Source organism: Pedobacter sp. SL55, assembly GCF_026625705.1.
Taxonomy (GTDB): domain Bacteria; phylum Bacteroidota; class Bacteroidia; order Sphingobacteriales; family Sphingobacteriaceae; genus Pedobacter.
The window spans coordinates 2,970,455-2,987,019 of the sequence record NZ_CP113059.1; the positions used below are offsets into that span (position 1 = coordinate 2,970,455).

12 protein-coding genes are annotated in these 16,565 nt (G+C 40.2%); all 12 read left to right on the plus strand.

From position 1 onward, the window contains the following. The first annotated feature begins 48 nt into the window (after window positions 1-48). Window positions 49-1,272, plus strand: a complete 1,224-nt coding sequence (locus OVA16_RS13350) for a SusE domain-containing protein (protein WP_267760170.1) — start codon at window positions 49-51, stop codon at window positions 1,270-1,272. Window positions 1,273-1,400: 128 nt separating this feature from the next. Beyond that, complete coding sequence (locus OVA16_RS13355) at window positions 1,401-2,963, plus strand: DUF4832 domain-containing protein (RefSeq protein ID WP_267760171.1); 1,563 nt, start codon at window positions 1,401-1,403, stop codon at window positions 2,961-2,963. Between the two features lie 485 nt (window positions 2,964-3,448). Continuing rightward, the gene (locus OVA16_RS13360; RefSeq protein ID WP_267760173.1) at window positions 3,449-5,662 is read left to right on the plus strand and encodes a SusC/RagA family TonB-linked outer membrane protein; all 2,214 of its coding nucleotides are present in this window, start codon (window positions 3,449-3,451) and stop codon (window positions 5,660-5,662) included. A 73-nt stretch (window positions 5,663-5,735) separates the two neighbouring features. Then, window positions 5,736-6,281, plus strand: a complete 546-nt coding sequence (locus tag OVA16_RS13365; RefSeq protein WP_267760175.1) for a hypothetical protein — start codon at window positions 5,736-5,738, stop codon at window positions 6,279-6,281. A gap of 10 nt (window positions 6,282-6,291) precedes the next feature. Continuing rightward, window positions 6,292-7,803, plus strand: coding sequence for a RagB/SusD family nutrient uptake outer membrane protein (locus OVA16_RS13370; RefSeq protein WP_267760177.1), 1,512 nt, complete (start codon window positions 6,292-6,294; stop codon window positions 7,801-7,803). 1 nt (window position 7,804) lies between these two features. Then, on the plus strand, window positions 7,805-7,969 hold the full coding sequence (locus OVA16_RS13375; protein ID WP_267760179.1) for a RagB/SusD family nutrient uptake outer membrane protein: 165 nt from the start codon (window positions 7,805-7,807) through the stop codon (window positions 7,967-7,969). Window positions 7,970-8,047: 78 nt separating this feature from the next. Then, window positions 8,048-8,551 carry a carboxypeptidase-like regulatory domain-containing protein gene (locus OVA16_RS13380; protein WP_267760181.1) on the plus strand — a complete coding sequence of 168 codons (504 nt, stop codon included), beginning with the start codon at window positions 8,048-8,050 and terminating at the stop codon, window positions 8,549-8,551. Continuing rightward, entirely contained in the window at window positions 8,548-11,163 is a 2,616-nt protein-coding gene (locus OVA16_RS13385) for a SusC/RagA family TonB-linked outer membrane protein (protein ID WP_267760183.1), read from the plus strand. Before OVA16_RS13380 ends, OVA16_RS13385 begins: the two co-directional genes overlap by 4 nt. An 8-nt stretch (window positions 11,164-11,171) precedes the next feature. Beyond that, window positions 11,172-12,911 carry a RagB/SusD family nutrient uptake outer membrane protein gene (locus tag OVA16_RS13390; protein WP_267760185.1) on the plus strand — a complete coding sequence of 580 codons (1,740 nt, stop codon included), beginning with the start codon at window positions 11,172-11,174 and terminating at the stop codon, window positions 12,909-12,911. A gap of 198 nt (window positions 12,912-13,109) precedes the next feature. Further along, window positions 13,110-13,256: a LacI family DNA-binding transcriptional regulator gene (locus OVA16_RS13395; protein WP_267760187.1), complete on the plus strand. Its 147-nt coding sequence runs from the start codon at window positions 13,110-13,112 to the stop codon at window positions 13,254-13,256. Then, window positions 13,231-14,148 (plus strand): LacI family DNA-binding transcriptional regulator, encoded by a 918-nt coding sequence (locus tag OVA16_RS13400; protein WP_420712322.1) that lies wholly within the window; start codon window positions 13,231-13,233, stop codon window positions 14,146-14,148. The genes OVA16_RS13395 and OVA16_RS13400 overlap by 26 nt, the downstream gene beginning before the upstream one ends. 131 nt (window positions 14,149-14,279) lie before the next feature. Next, window positions 14,280-16,460: an FAD-dependent oxidoreductase gene (locus OVA16_RS13405; protein ID WP_267760189.1), complete on the plus strand. Its 2,181-nt coding sequence runs from the start codon at window positions 14,280-14,282 to the stop codon at window positions 16,458-16,460. Window positions 16,461-16,565: the final 105 nt, after the last annotated feature.

The following is a 16,565-nucleotide window of genomic DNA, read 5'->3' on the forward strand; positions in this document are numbered from 1 at the left end:
AAGATCTAGAGTTTAAAAATAGAATAATGATTTTGATATAACGACATCATGAAAACAACAAAATATTTATATAAAACCTTATTGTCTTTTTGCTTTTTGCTCGCCCTTTCGGCCTGTAAAAAAGAAATTAAAGACATTCCAAAGGTTCAAGAAAAAATGGAACTTAAAGTTTCATCGGCCGACATCGTGTTAGATGAGAATAACCTTGCTAAAGATATTGTAACTTTTACTTGGGCACCTGCAAGGCCTCAGTCTGATGATCACATGGTAACCTATACCACTAGACTAGACGTGGTAGGCAACAACTTTGGTTCATCTACCGCCATTATGGCTTATGAAGACGATGGCGTATACAGCAAAAGTTTTACATCAGAGCAATTACAAAATTGGGCAAACGAAAAATGGGGTATTGCAGCCAATAAGTCGTTTACTTTAGAGTTTAGAGTAGTAGCCGAATGGGAAGGTGGTGCAACTTTCGAAGCGCCAGAAGTACGAACCATTAGGGTAAATGTAACGCCTATCAAAACCGTAGTTTTCGATGCCGATAAGGTATTCTTGGGTGGCTCGGCAATTACGGGCATCAACAGAATTGAAATGCCTAAAACATTAGAGAATTTAAACCAATATGCTTACGTATTAAACTTGCAACCTGGTAATTTAGAAATCCCGATAGAATATAATGGTGCTACTAATTATGTGGTTTCTTCTGATGCGACTACAGCCTTGCAAGATGGTACTCCTGTAGCCATTAAAATTAGGGAAAATGTATTTGCTTGGAAAATTGAGACTGCCGGCGAGTACCGCGTAGTGGTAAACATGCAAAAAGCTACAGCTACTATTTATTCGCCAGCTATGGCGCTAAGCCCAAAAGTAGTAAACTGGAACGGAGATGGCGCCGTGCCACAAACCACTACCGTAACAGAACTATGGATGCACGGAGCTATTAACAGCTGGGGCACTCCAATAAAAATGAACTGCCAAGTAAGTTTGGCCGATCCACAGATTTTGGTTTACACAGGTGGCAGGGTAGGCAAAGCTAAATTTATTGTTTACGGTGGTAGCGATAACAGTAAAAACCTAGCTTATGCTTTTAGCGCTCCATTAAGTGCAACCGGAACGGCTCAAGAACTTGCACTCACTTTGGGTACTGTGGCAACACTATCGGGAGGTTCTACAAGTGCGCAGCGTAATTCTTACTATACCATTCCTGCTACAACCAACGTGCTGATATTCGATTTAAGAAACAACACCATTCTTGCTGAGAAGCGCTAAGCAGCAAATAAGATCAGTGTATCAAATAATTTAAGATGACATCAAATGAAACCATCATGATTTTTTAACCACACAGTGGGATAAATAAATCTGATGGCTTCATTACCACTAAATATAGATTACATCAAATGAAAAAGATGAATTATAAAATCAACGGACTAAAAGCGCTAACCATGGCGTTTTGCTTACTAGTTTTTGCTTGTAAAAAAAACACCAACGATGGCGATATGCAAGCTCAGGGAACGCTTGTAAAGCCTAATTACAATAGAAGTACGGTATTCCGTAATCCGTTAAATGGTTGGGTAATGTATGGTTCTGGAACAGCATCGCCTACTTATTGGGATACGGAGTATTATGTGCCAGATTTAGGCAAAAAAGTAAAGGCAATAGATTATGCATCGGCCTGTTACATCCGTACCAAATGGGCTAATTTTAATCCATCTAACGGTGTGTACGCTTGGAGAGATCCTAACTCTGCAATTTATAAAATGATAAAGGGAGTACAAGATAGAGGTTTGCCAATTGCCTTCAGAATTGTAGTTGATGGACGTGATCAAGGTTTAAATACCCCTCAGTTTGTGTTTGATGCTGGTGCGAAATACATTACCGAAGATCCTAGGTTTCCAGATCGTAGAACCCCGCTTCCACAAGATCCTATTTTTAGACAATACTATGCTAAATTTATCGAAGAGTTAGCAAAAGATTTTAATGATCCTAATAAAACTTCTTTTATTGATGCTTATGGTTTAGGGAAATGGGGCGAGGCTCATAATGTAATTTATCAGGATCCTGCGGCACCAACAGGGCAGAGCACAGAAGTGATGAAAGAAGAAGTGATGGATTGGATTTCTGATGTTTATGTTCAAAACTTCACAAAAATCCCTTTGGTCATCAACTATCATAGGGTAGTGGGCGATCCAGTAAGTTGGGGCGCAGCAAATCCAAACTCCGATAGGTTGTTGACCATGCTAATTAATAAGGGCTACAGTTTAAGACAAGATGCCTTTGGAATGACAGATTATTACCAAAGTTGGGAAAAGGCTTTTGCAAAAACTTGGAATTTTAAACGCCCCATTTTAATGGAGGGTGGTTGGATTACCAGCGGTACGCATCGTTACTGGACAGATCCTAGCGGTAAGTACAGAGAAGGCCATCCAGAAGATGTGAGAAAAGGAGAATTTGATGCCTCATTGGAAGCTGCTGTTAATATGATGGATTTTCGTGTTGGCGATACCGAAAGTTGGTTTACCAAAGCTTTTACATTAGTGCAGCGTTTTACTTCTGAAGGTGGTTATCGTTTATATCCAGATCAGGTTTACTTGCCAGAAAAGGTAAATAGTGGTACCGAAACAGTGATTACTCATCGCTGGAGAAACATGGGCTGGGGTTATTTCCCTAATAACATACCACAATGGAATTTTAAGTATAAAGTGGCATTTGCACTATTAGATGCCAATGGAGCTGTAAAAAAAGTGATAGTAGATAAAGCTAGCGAACCTTCTAATTGGCTTAAAAACAGTCCAACAAAGTACGAGTTAAAAACTAACGTAGATGTACCTTCCGGAGCCTACACTTGGGCGGTAGCAATAGTAGATACAACCAACGATAATAAACCTGGCATTAGGCTATCTGTAAATGGAGACATTACTACCGAAGGCTGGTTAAAGTTGATGAATTTGCAAGTGCAATAAGTAATTAAATTAATGTACTCTTAAAAGCTTCTCGTTGCCGTTTGGTATACAAGAAGCTTTTTTCGCTTTTAAGTAGTTTGATGCTTTAGCAGTAATATTTATTTTTTCTATTTTATAAAGAAAAAATTGTTGGGAATAGTGTGTTTTTTAACCTGATTTTAGCCAAAATATTCGCCATAATTAGTTGTTGACTAATTGATAACTAATTGATAATATGTTTTTTATTTATTTCATGGAAACGTTCCCAATTTTTGGGAACGTTTCCATGAAAAATAGATAGAACTTCTAAAGGTAAGGTGTTAAAACCTAGATATATTTGAGTGTAATCGAACAAAATTATTACCCTAACCAAATTATTATGAACAACAAATCTACACTTCATTCAATTCCTAGATTTTAAGTTAATTAGCATTTTGCGGCATTAACTAGCTAGCGCTCTTTTGCCGATATGATTAACCATTTTTCTTAACCTAAATAAACTTTTCATGTCAGTTTTTATTAAACCGCTGAGGGTATTTGCGTGTTGTACATTGCTGTTTTATCAAGCGCCAATGGTATTCGCCCAGCGAGTTTCAGATACGTCCAGTAAAAAGCAAGATACCTTGCAGCTTGTAGATAAGAAATTTAAAAAACTTATCTATTTCAATACGCCCAATAGCCTCTCTACGGGTTCTTCGGCAACTATCAATGGTAACGAACTTAGCAGCACCTTGGTGGCCTCTTACCCCATTGCCTTAGCCGGAAGATTAGCCGGTTTAACCACCAGTCAAAATAGCGGGCAACCTTTTAACGAAGGATACTCACTAAGGTTGCGTGGCCAAAGCCCGCTTATTTTTATAGATGGTATTCCGCGTTCTGTTTCAGAAATTGGAATGGAGGAAATTGAATCGGTTACGGTACTAAAAGATGCAGTTTCTTTAGCCATGCTGGGTGTAAGAGGAGCAAGCGGGGCAATCTCTATTGTCACAAAAAAAGGAATTTCAAGTGGCCAAAAAATAAGCTTTACTAGTCAGTTTGGTATTCAGCAGCCTATCCAAAATTTAATTTCTAAACCACTAGATGCCTTTAATTATGCAACTTTATATAATGAGGCATTAGCTAACGATGGCCTTTCGGTTGCCAATAACGGTTTTAGCCAAACAGCCATCAACGCTTACCAAACCGGTAGCGATCCTTTGCGTTACCCTAATGTAAACTGGGCTGATGAAGTATTAAGGAAATCGGCTGCGGTAGCCAGATACAACTTAAATACCAGTGGAGGCAACGAGTTTGTACGCTTTTTTGTCAATTTAGAACATTTTAGGCAAGATGGTCTCTTAAAAACGAGAGACGATATCAATACAAAATATTCTACCAATGCTAATTTTCTGGGCTATTTTATTCGCTCTAATGTAGATGTTAATTTAACGGATAAATTGAGTGCAGGTCTTTACGTTCAGGGACGGATTTTGACCGATAACAGTCCGGGCAACTCTGGAACCGAGAGTATTTTTAACTCCCTAAAAGCAACACCAAATAGCGCTTATCCTATTTTTAATGCCAACGGCACTTACGGCGGCTCATCGCAATTTCAAAATAACATTGTTGCCCAAAGCGTTAGTGCGGGGTATTCATCAACCAATACCAGAACCGTTTTATCAGATTTTTACTTAAAATATAATTTAGACGATTTAACCAAAGGCTTATGGGCAAAAGCTAGAGCATCTTTTTTCAGTAATTTGGCAGAAAACTACATCAGGAATAAATCTTTTGCGGTATTTGAGCAAATCGGTGGATTTGGTACTGATGCACCTGTTTATCGTCAATATAATAACAATACCGATCAGGCCAATGGCAATAACATAGCTTTCCAAAACAGATCCGATTTTCAGGAAATATCTTTTGGCTACCAACGTGATTTTGGCTTACATGGTGTTGATGCGGTGGTGTTGGCCAACAGAGATAATTTAATTAATGGATCTAATTTGCCTTACACCATCCAGGGTATTTCTGGTCACGTATCGTACAATTACAATAAAAAATATCTAGCCGAGGTATCGTTTTCGCAAAGTGGTGCCAATCGATATCCCGATAATGGAGGTTTTAAATATGGCTTTTTCCCAGCTTTAGGCTTAGGTTGGAACATCCATCAAGAAGATTTTTTAAAAGCAAACAGTTGGCTTAGTGAGTTAAAACTATATGCTTCTTATGGTAAAGTTGGCAGAGACAATGGTGCTTACTATACTTATCAGCAAGTGTACAATGCTTCGCCTGGTGCCATTTTTGGGAGCAGCGCTGGTGGTGCAACCACCGTTGGCGAGTCGTATTTGGCTAACCCTGCTGTTACCTGGGAATATGCAAAGATGTTGAATATAGGTGTTGATGCCAGTTTCCTAAACGATAGGCTAGGTTTAAATGTAGAATATTATAAAAACAATTACGCCGATTTGAGTATCGTAAGAGGGATGAATAGCTCGCTATTGGGCATTTCTTACCCTAGCGAAAACATCGGAAAGCAAGACTACTATGGCTGGGAAACCCAGTTAAGTTGGACCGAACGTAAGAAAGGCTGGGGCTATTTTGCAAGATTGAACGCTAGTTTACAGAACAGTAAACTCATTTATAGCGCAGAAGCCAATCAAAGGTATAGCTGGATGCAGCGTACAGGCCATCCGAGTAGGGCAAAGCTACGGTTACATCGCGGAAGGACTGTTCCGTAGCCAGCAGGAAATTACAGGTTACCCTACTATAGAAGGATACACGCCACAACCTGGAGATATTAAATACAGGGATTTGAACGGCGATGGCATCATTAACCAATATGACCAAACCACCATCGGTTCGCAAAAGCCGAGTTTATTTTTAGGTGCCAGGTTAGGTTTTAATGTTGGCGGCTTTGATGTTAGCGCTTTAATGCAGGGCGTAATTAATCAAGAAGTTTACCTATCGGGAAATAGCTACTGGGAGTTTCAAGGTGGTACGGCGCAAGCTTATCAAAACCATTTAGACCGATGGACACCATCAACAGCTGCCACGGCTCAATATCCACGCTTAACCACGAACTCTGGGCCAAGAAACGGTGCGCCAAATAATTTTGTAGGCTCATCTTTTTGGTTAAGAAATGGCGATTTCCTAAAGTTGAGAAATGTAGAATTAGGCTACACGCTTCCAGCTAAGCTTACTCAAAAAATTGGTATAAAATCTACTCGCCTATTCGCAAATGGATTAAACCTGTGGACTTTAAGTTCAAAAACTTTTAACGGTGCCGATCCAGAAAACTTCAATGGAACTTACCCCATTGAGCGTGTGTTTTCTTTCGGTTTAAATATTCAATTATAGCATTACAGATATGAAAAGAGTACTTTATTTTTTAATCATCGTATCGGTGCTAGCCCAATCTTGCAGAAAGTTCGAAAACGAACCAGAAGAAAGGGTGCTAGAAACAGATGTGTTTGATCCTACAGATCAAATGGGTGTACAATCTACTGCTTATTTACTGGGCATTTATTCATTCTTGCCCAGCGGATTTAACCGTATTGAAGGCGATTTTTTAGATGCGGCTACAGATGATGCCGTGCCTTCTTCAGAGCGTTCCAATATCATGTTGTTTACCAATGGACAGCTTAACGCTACCAACTATCCAGATAACAACTGGGCAAACAGTTACACCATCATCAGAAGAAGCAATGTTTTTCTGAAGAATATTGGCGTAGTTCCTATTCCTGATGCAACTAAAAAGAGACAAGTGGCCGAAGCTCGTTTTCTACGTGCTTTTGCCTACTTCGAGTTGTTGAAACGTTATGGAGGCATACCACTGGTTGGCGATCAGGTATTTGATTTAAACAGTGATTTGAACTTGCCTCGTAATACTTTCGCAGAATGTGTAGATTACATTGCTGCAGAATGCGATGCTGTTACGCCAGATTTGCCCAACGGATCTGCTGTTGCCGCTACAGAATTTGGCAGAATACCATCTGAAGCCGCAATGGCTTTAAAATGTAGATTGTACCTTTATGCGGCCAGCCCGTTGTTTAACGGTGGCGGTTTCGAAACCAATGCACAATTAAAAGCATTAACAGGTTACCCTATCAATGATCCAAGCAGATGGCAACGGGTAATTACCGCTGCCGAAGCATTAATTGCGAAAGGCTACTATAAATTACCAACCGCAACCGGAACAGCCGCCTACACAGCTGTGTTTACCACTAAAATCAATACCGATATCATTTGGTCTAAGCAATCGTCAAATTCTACGGTAATTGAGAATGCAAACGCACCCGTGGGTTATGTCGCGCCAACTACCAGCAATGGCAGAAACAGCCCAACCCAAAATTTTGTGAATGCCTTTAGCAATGCCAATGGTACACCTTATACAGGTACTACAACGGCTGCTTCGCAATACGAAGGCCGCGATCCAAGGTTAAAAGCCATTCTTTTTTACAATGGCGTGCAATGGTTGGGCAGGGCAGTGCAAACTTACGAAGGCGGTTTGGATAAACCCAATCAGGCTTTTAAAACACAAACCAAAACTTCTTATTATTTGAGAAAGTTCATGGGCGATTTTTCTAACTCCACCACCTATGCTAACCAAAGTCATAACTTCCCATATTTCCGCTTTGCGGATGTGTTGTTAAGCTATGCAGAAGCATTGAATGAGGTTGGAAGGGTAGAAGATGCCGTAAGACAAATGAATTTGGTGCGTGCCAGAGCAGGTATTACCGCAGGGGCTGGTAACAGATATGGCGTTCCTGTAGGTATACTTCAAGATGACCTTAGAGAGTTAATCAAAAATGAAAGACGTATTGAATTGAGTTTCGAGGAGCATCGTTTCTGGGATTTGCGCAGATGGAAAATGAGCTGAATTGGCAACTACCTTACAAGGGTTAACCATTACTCAAAATGATCCATTGTATGTACTCAAGAATGTGAACACGATGATATTTCAGCCTAAATATTATCACATGCCCATTCCTTATTCAGAAATAATTAGAAATAACAAGTTGGTTCAAAACGAAGGTTATTACTAAAAAAAAATCAGGCATTTTATTAAAATATCGATGATAAGGCCGACCTAGCAAAGGCGGCTGTTCAATAAAGATTATATGATGAAAAAAATAACATATCTATGCTGCATTTGTATGCTACTGTTGAGCATAAAAGCCAACGCACAGAAAAGGCAGATTAGTGGTGTGGTAAGCGATCAATCGGGGGGGGTGCCTGGGGCAACAGTGGTCGAGAAAGGAAATCCATCTAACGGTACCACCACTAATCAAGAAGGGAAATTTACGCTCAATGTGAACAGTAATGTTCTTGTGGTACGATTGATTGGCTACACTAGCAAAGAAATTAATATCGATGGAAAAACAAATATCACAGTATCGCTACAAGAAGATAAAACAACTTTAGATGATGTAGTGGTAGTAGGCTATGGCACACAGAAGAAAAAAACGTTAACGGGTGCTGTAGCGAGCATTGGTGGAGATGAAATTAGACAAAGTCCATCGCCTAGTTTGCAGAATACATTAGCCGGACGTATCACTGGTTTTGCTTCGCAACAAACTAGTGGCCAGCCAGGTGCCGATGGAGCTCGGTTTTACATTCGGGGGTGAGTTCTTACGTATCAGGTTCGAGCAATAACCCTTTAATTTTGGTAGACGATATTGAGTTCACTTACGATCAGTTCTCTCAATTGAGTGCAAATGAGGTAGAGTCGGTAAGTATTTTGAAAGATGCCGCAACAACCTCTATTTATGGTATTAAAGGCGCAAATGGGGTGATTTTGGTAACTACAACTCGTGGAAAAGTTGGCAAGCCACGAATTACCGCATTGTTTGAGTATGGGTTAAGTCAGCTTACCAGAACCCCAAAAGCTTTGGGCTCTTACGAAGCCGCTTCATTAATTAACGAGGCGCAAGTGAATACCAACAACTTAAACCCAAACCCGAGTTTTGTACGTACCTTTTCTGATGCCGACTTAGAATTGTACAGAACAGGCGAAGACCCTTACGGACATCCAAATAACGATTGGTCTGATATCTTATTAAAACAATTCGCACCACAGGCTAAAGCTAATTTTAACGTAAATGGTGGTACAGAAAAAGCAAAGTATTTTGTTTCTATTGGTTACTTAGACCAAGGTGGCCAACTTAAAGATTTTAGTGCCGATTTAAACAGCAGATTTTACTATAAAAGATACAACTATCGTTCTAACATCGATTTGAAAGTAACTAAAACACTCGATGTAAAATTTGATTTGTTCGGAAATGTGGATGAAACAAACTCCAATAACGCTACGGCCAATAATACTATTTTTAGCGATTTGGGTCGTTTGGGCGAAACAGCGCCGTTTAACTATCCGGTTTATAATCCAAACGGAACTTTAGGGTATAGCGTTTGGCAAAGAACCGCATCTGGAAGAAATAACAACAACATTGTTGGCCGTTTAATGTACAATGGTTATTACCGATATTTCAATAATAACATCAACCTATCTACCTCAGCTAACCAAAAACTAGATTTTATCACTCCGGGACTTTCGCTAAAAGGTGTATTGGCTTACCGTAATCTATATTTTTACAGTCGCTCTCTTTCTAGGCCAGTAACCGGAACTGGTTTTATTTCTTACGTATATGACCCGGTAACTGATTCGTACAGCTTTGGTCAGCGTGACAATATCTTTAGAATTAGTACGCCCGGCTTAAGTTACAGTCCTGGTAGTACAGCAAGTGCGCTTACCATGCAAGCCATGTTAAATTATAACAGAAGTTTTGGAAGCCACAATGTTTCTGGTTTGGTTTTATATAATACAAGTGACAAGAGGTATCAAAACTCGAGTAATGGAGGTTTGTATAACTTTATTCCAGAGATATTTAGCGGTATTACAGCTAGGTTTGGTTATGATTATAAGCAGAAGTATTTAATAGAATTTAGTGGTGCATATAATGGTTCAGATCGTTTTGCAAAAGGTAAAAAATTAGGTTTTTTTCCAGCGGTATCTGTAGGTTGGAACCTTGCCGAAGAAAGCTTTGTTAAGGATAACCTGAATTTCATCGACCAATTTAAACTAAGAGGATCTTATGGCTTGGTTGGAGCAGATAATACAGGAGGCGTATACGCATACCTTCAAAATTGGGCAACAGGATCGGGAAGTGGTTTGTTTGGTTTGGCCACCAATAATGGTTTCGGAACGGTAACCGAGGGCACTTTAGCCAATGATGAGGTAACTTGGGAAAAAGATAAAAAGTTAGATATAGGTTTAGATATGGCTTTCTTTAAAAATAAGCTATCTGCTAAATTAGATTATTTCAATAACAATAGATACGACATCATTACCAATCGCGGAACCATTTCTGCCGTATTCGGACAAAATTTGCCACTGGTAAACATTGGTAGAACAAACAACCGTGGTTTCGAAGCAGAAATTAGTTTTAGAGACGATATCTCTAAAAATTGGAATTACTCTATACAAGGAACCTATTCATTAGCTAAAAATAAAATTACTTTTAGAGATGAGGCTGTTACGTTATATCCTTACCAAAGGGAAACCGGAATGCCTATTGGCTCGGTATTAAAGTACAAATGGACAGGCGAATTTTACACTGCGGCAGACATTGCTAATCCAGCAGTTCCAAAACCAACTATTGGCGGCCGACCAGGCGATCTTAAATACATGGATTTGAATGGCGACGGTGCGATAGACGCCAACGATAGGTCGTTTTTCGGTAATACCAATTTGCCAAATACAATAGCAGGTGTTACGCTGGGGGCTGGTTATAAAAACTTTAGGCTAACGGTTTTATTCCAAGCGGCTTTAAATTTTGTAGCTAGTGCACAAGGTGCGGTAATTCACCACAATGCTAGTAATCAATTGCCTATACACCAAAAACATTGGACCCCAGAGTTAGGCAACAATGCAAAATATCCGCAGTTGTACACTACCGCTTTAAGTCAAAGTCCAAGAGATTTTTACTCAGATTTTTGGGCCATTCCTGGCGATTATGTGCGCCTTAAAACTGCAGAACTAAGCTATACCGCAGGTCCTAAACTGTTATCTAAACTAGGTGTAAAAGGTTTGCGTTTATACACCAATGGCTACAATTTACTAACCTTTACCAAACTAGATAGGCTATACAATTTAGATCCAGAGATATTGGAGTCTGCTGGCGATTTGCCTTATCCACCAACAAGAATAATGAACATGGGTTTAAACGTTACCTTTTAATCTGTACCATGAAAAAGATATTAATTACAACATTGCTTCCATTGGTGTTTTTTGCTTGCAAAAAAACTGGAGGTTTAGAAGATAAAACTACAGGATTAACCGAAGAGGCGGTATTTACAGATAGCGTTCAAACAACAAATTTCTTGAATAGAATTTATGTAGATGCTGGTTATACTTTTGGCCCATCGCGTTTTAACTCTGCAGGAGGCTCTGGAAATACCGAATTGGCAACCGATAATGCCGAAGGAAACAACAACCTTTCGGTGTGGGGCAATGCTTATGCACAAGGAACCATTGGCCCATCAAATGTGTTAACCGGTTTTGCTACCGATAAAGATTTCTGGAACACGCCTTACAAAAACATCCGTAGGGTTAACCTTTTGCTAGAGAAAATTGGTGGCGCACCTTTCCACGAATCAACCAAAAGAAGAATGCGTGCCGAAGCTAGGTTTTTACGGGCGTTTTATTACCACCACATGGTCATCGCCTTTGGCGGGGTACCCTTAATTGGCGATAAGGTTTTTGGCATCAACGATATCATTAACATACCAAGAGGTACTTATGCCGAGTGTGTCAGTTATATGGTGTCAGAATTAGATGCAGCAGCGGCTGATTTAGCAAATGTTACTTACAAAGATATCGACTTTGGTAGGGCTACCAGAGGCGCTTGCCTAGCCTTAAAATCTAGGGTGTTGTTGTATGCTGCTAGTCCACTTTTTAACGGTGGCGGTATTAGCAAAAGCGCTGTAGTTGGCTATCCAACTTTTAGCGTAAGCAGATGGCAACAAGCTGCCGATGCAGCAGAAGCAGTGATTGGTTTAGGGCTTTATAGTTTGCACGTAGATAACACCACAAGACCTGGGAATGGTTTTTACGAGGTGTTTTTAAAACGGATAAACAGCGAATATATCTTCCAATATAACCGCCCGGCTCAGAAAGAATTTGAAGCTTACTACCTGCCACCTACACGTACTGGAGCCTCTATCATGAAACCTACTCAAAGTTTGGTAGAGGCTTTTCCCATGAGGGATGGAAAAACGATTGCCGAAAGCGCTACCTATAACCCCAATGATCCTTACGTAAACAGAGATCCTCGCTTCACTTATTCTATTATTCATAACGGACTGTCTTACATCAATAACAGTGCGGTAAAAACCATTGTTTACACTTACACCAATACGGGTTCTACCATTGCCAATACCACTGCAGATGCTTATACGCCAAGTAATAATTTCACAGGTTATTTCAGTAGAAAAATGTGCGATGAGAACATTTCAAATGCATTAGCAGCTACTACTGAAAGAGCTTGGCCGTTAATTCGTTACGCCGAAATTTTATTGAACTATGCGGAAGCGATTAATGAAACTGGGCAACCAGAAAAGGCTGTAGAGAAATTGGTAATACTTAGGGAGCGTGCCGGAATATTGCCAGGTGCAGATGGTAGGTATGGCATTAAAGCAAATATTACTACTGATGAGTTGCGCCCACTTATTCAAAATGAGCGCCGTATAGAATTGGCTTTCGAAGACCACCGTTTCAATGATATCAGAAGATGGAAAATTGCCTCTACAGTACTCAAAGGTTTTAATAGTATCGACATCATTACACGCACAGGTACCAATAGTTTTGTACACACAATTTCTAGAGCACCACGCCCGTTGAATTTTAGGGATGCGATGTATTTGCTACCTATTCCTTTGTCGGAAATTCAAAAAATGCCTTTAATGGAGCAAAATCCAGAATACTAAGATTTGGTTTAGTTATAAAAGGTGCAAGGGCAGCGCAAAAGCGCTGCCTTTTGCTTTTTGAAAAGTAGAGCTGTAGAAATCTGGTCATTGGGCAAATAAGTTGCGATTAAATACCTCAACTAAGCTTTAATTTTAACGATTTCCATTGCAAATTCCACTCAAATTTCGTTATTTGTAGGTTTACCGCCAACCAAACGTATGAAGAGTAATCAAGTAACCATTGTAGATATTGCCAATGAGCTGAACATGTCAAAATCTACGGTATCTAGGGCACTTACAGGCCACCCCAATGTAAAGCCCGAAACTAGGGCAAAAGTATATGCTAGAGCTTGCCGAAAAACTTGATTACCAGCGTAACATGTTGTCTATTAGTTTAATTACCAATAAAACTAAAACCATTGGCATTGTGCTGCCAGATTTTTTCACTTCTTTTTTTCCGCAGGTGGTGGTTGGTGCCCAAGAAGAAGCAGCTAGGCAGGGGTATAGCGTCATCGTGTCGCAATGCAACGAAAGTTATGAAACTGAAGTAGCCAATTCAAAGGTAATGCTGGCCAATAGGGTAGATGGTGTAATGGTATCCTTAACTAAGGAAACACTAAATTATGATCATTGGAAGGCCTTTATCAGACGGAAAATCCCGGTGGTGTTCTTTAACCGGGTATGCGAAGAAATGATGGTGCCTAAAGTAGTGGTAAATGATTACGATGCCGCTTTCCAAGCCGTTGAACACCTCATTTCCATCGGCAAACGCAGAATTGCACATTTAGCAGGCCCTGCCCAACTGGTGGTAAGCCGTAAGCGCATGAGTGGTTATCGCGATGCGCTCATCAAAAATAACATCCCCATAGATGAAGAGCTAATTATAGAGTACGATTTGAACCTGACTAAGGTTAAAATGTACATGAAGCATTTGTTGGGAATGACCAATCCGCCAGATGCGATATTCGCCGTAAATGATCCCACAGCAATTGAGGCCATCCAAGTGATTAAGCAAGCTGGCAAACGCATTCCCGAAGATATCGCAGTAGTGGGTTTTAGCGATAATTACGGTTCGAACTTTATAGAACCGAGCTTAACCACTGTGGCTCAGCCAGTAAAAGAAATCGGTAAAACCGCCATGGAGCTATTGCTCGGCTTAATGGATAAAGACAGCTCGGAGTGGAAGCCCTTAATTCGCACCCTTGATACCGAGTTGATTGTTCGTAATTCCACGGTAAAGCAAGCGCAGGAGGAATAATTTCTTCCTGTTTTAATAGGGAACGTTCCCAAATTTCGGGAGCGTTCCCATTGTTTTTTCAGTTTTCCCAAGCACTTATCTCTAAATAATAAAAAATATCTTCGAGCTGATAACTATTGCCATAAACTTTAATGAAAAAAGAGCAGGCTTCGGCGAAACGAGATTTAAATAAAATCAATTTAACGGCAGATTTAGTGGTTGCAGGCGGCGGACTTTCGGGTGTGTGTGCTGCAATTACAGCTGCCAGACAAGGTATAAAAGTATTTTTGGTACAAGATAGACCCGTTTTGGGTGGTAATTCCTCAAGTGAGGTGAGGCTGTGGATCTTGGGTGCGACATCGCACATGGGAAATAACAATCGATGGGCAAGGGAAGGCGGTGTGATTGATGAAATTTTAGTTGAAAATACTTACAAAAATCCGGAGGGAAATCCATTGATTTTGGATATGATCTTGTTGGATAAAGTAACTCAAGAAAAAAATATTCAATTGCTTTTAAACACGGCTGTTTTTGAGGTGGATAAAGAAGCGGATCAAATCAAATCGATCACTGCTTTTTGCAGCCAAAATTCCACTTTGTATCGGCTGGAAGCGCCCTTGTTTTGCGATGCCACAGGCGATGGTATTGTAGGTTTTTTGGCTGGTGCCGCTTTTAGAATGGGCGCCGAAAGTAAAGAGGAGTTTGATGAAGGCATGGCGCCAACTGCCGAATATGGCGAATTGTTAGGACACTCGCTTTATTTCTACAGTAAAGATACTGGTCGCCCAGTAAAATTCACACAGCCGAACTTTGCTTTAAGTGATATTACTGAAATACCTCGCTTTAAGCAATTTAACGCTAATGAATTTGGTTGTAAACTTTGGTGGGTAGAATACGGTGGGAGATTAGACACCGTTCATGATACGGAGAAGATTAAATGGGAACTTTGGAAAGTGGTTTACGGCATTTGGAACCATATCAAAAATTCTGGAGAATTTCCAGAAGCTGAAAATTTAACATTAGAATGGGTGGGTACAATCCCTGGCAAGCGAGAGAGTAGGCGCTTTGAAGGCGATTATATCTTAACGCAGAAAGATTTGGTTGAACAACGTCATCACGAGGATGCGGTTGCTTTTGGTGGCTGGTCGATAGATTTGCACCCAGCAGATGGGGTGTATAGTGAGCGTCCTGGCTGCAACCAATGGCATGGAAAAGGGATTTTCGAGATTCCATATCGTACTTTGTACAGCAAGAATATTAGTAATTTATTCATCGCTGGCCGTATCATCAGTGTGAGCCATGTGGCTTTCGGTGCCACCCGTGTAATGGCAACCTGTGCTTACATAGGTCAATCGATAGGCATGGCTGCGGTTCTTTGTAAAAACGAAAGTTTGCAGCCAAGGGAAGTGCTTGCTAACGGACATATCCAACAGCTACAGCAAAAACTCTCCTTAAATGGTCAATATATCCCAGGCGTAAAGATCAATGACGTTTTAGATTTAATTCCGCAAAGCGAGATCTCCGTTTCGAGTACCCTAAATTTCAAAGGTTTTGATCGCATTGATCTGTGGAAAAGCTTAACAACAGCTTCTGCACAGCTTTTTCCCATGCTTAAAGGAGAGTTGCCGGTATTTAATGTTGCAGTAAATGCAATCAAACCGACTACCTTTAAGGCATCGTTAAGAATTAGTGAAAGGGCAGAAGGTTTTACACCAGATCTAAATTTAGCCAGTAGGGAAATTGAAATTCAAGCGGGTGAACAAAATATCAACCTTGATTTTAGCGTGAATTTACCAGAAAAAAGTTATGTTTTTGTAGTTTTTGAAGCAAATGAGGCTATCCAACTCGGTTTTACAGAAAAACGTGTTACCGGAATTTTGTCGGTATTCAACTCAATAAATAAAGCAGTTTCCAATTTTGGGAAGCAAACGCCTCCGGCAGATGCAGGTGTAGATGAGTTCGAATTCTGGTGTCCACAACGTAGACCGCAGGGGCAAAATCTAGCGATTTCCTTGGCTAAACCTCAACCAGTTTTCGATAAATCAAACCTAATTAATGGAATTGATAGACCCGTTATTCAGCCGAATGCCTGGGTTTCAGATCCGGCAGATGCTTCCCCAACCTTAACTTTCGAATGGGATGAAGCGAAGACAATTAAACAAATAGATTTGTGGTTTGATGCAGATTTCGACCATCCGATGGAGTCTGTACTCATGGGGCATCCAGAAACCGTAATGCCTTTTTGTATCAGAAAATATGTGATTAGAATCAATCGGGTAAGATGGTGTTTGAGAAGGATGATAATTTTCAAACCCACCAGCGTATCATCCTAGATGAACCAATTTACACAAAAAAGCTAATTATTGAAGTAGAACATCCTTCTGAATTGGTGCCAGCAGCTATATTTGCGGTACGTTGTTATTCCGAAATTAAGCTAT

What these genes read in the sequence shown, in the direction of transcription:
- OVA16_RS13360 (WP_267760173.1), top strand. Translation starts at nt 3,449, where the DNA reads ATGTCAGTTTTTATTAAACCGCTGAGGGTATTTGCGTGTTGTACATTG.
- OVA16_RS13355 (WP_267760171.1), top strand. Translation starts at nt 1,401, where the DNA reads ATGAAAAAGATGAATTATAAAATCAACGGACTAAAAGCGCTAACCATG.
- OVA16_RS13390 (WP_267760185.1), top strand. Translation starts at nt 11,172, where the DNA reads ATGAAAAAGATATTAATTACAACATTGCTTCCATTGGTGTTTTTTGCT.
- OVA16_RS13405 (WP_267760189.1), top strand. Translation starts at nt 14,280, where the DNA reads ATGAAAAAAGAGCAGGCTTCGGCGAAACGAGATTTAAATAAAATCAAT.
- OVA16_RS13380 (WP_267760181.1), top strand. Translation starts at nt 8,048, where the DNA reads ATGAAAAAAATAACATATCTATGCTGCATTTGTATGCTACTGTTGAGC.
- OVA16_RS13395 (WP_267760187.1), top strand. Translation starts at nt 13,110, where the DNA reads ATGAAGAGTAATCAAGTAACCATTGTAGATATTGCCAATGAGCTGAAC.
- OVA16_RS13350 (WP_267760170.1), top strand. Translation starts at nt 49, where the DNA reads ATGAAAACAACAAAATATTTATATAAAACCTTATTGTCTTTTTGCTTT.
- OVA16_RS13370 (WP_267760177.1), top strand. Translation starts at nt 6,292, where the DNA reads ATGAAAAGAGTACTTTATTTTTTAATCATCGTATCGGTGCTAGCCCAA.
- OVA16_RS13400 (WP_420712322.1), top strand. Translation starts at nt 13,231, where the DNA reads ATGCTAGAGCTTGCCGAAAAACTTGATTACCAGCGTAACATGTTGTCT.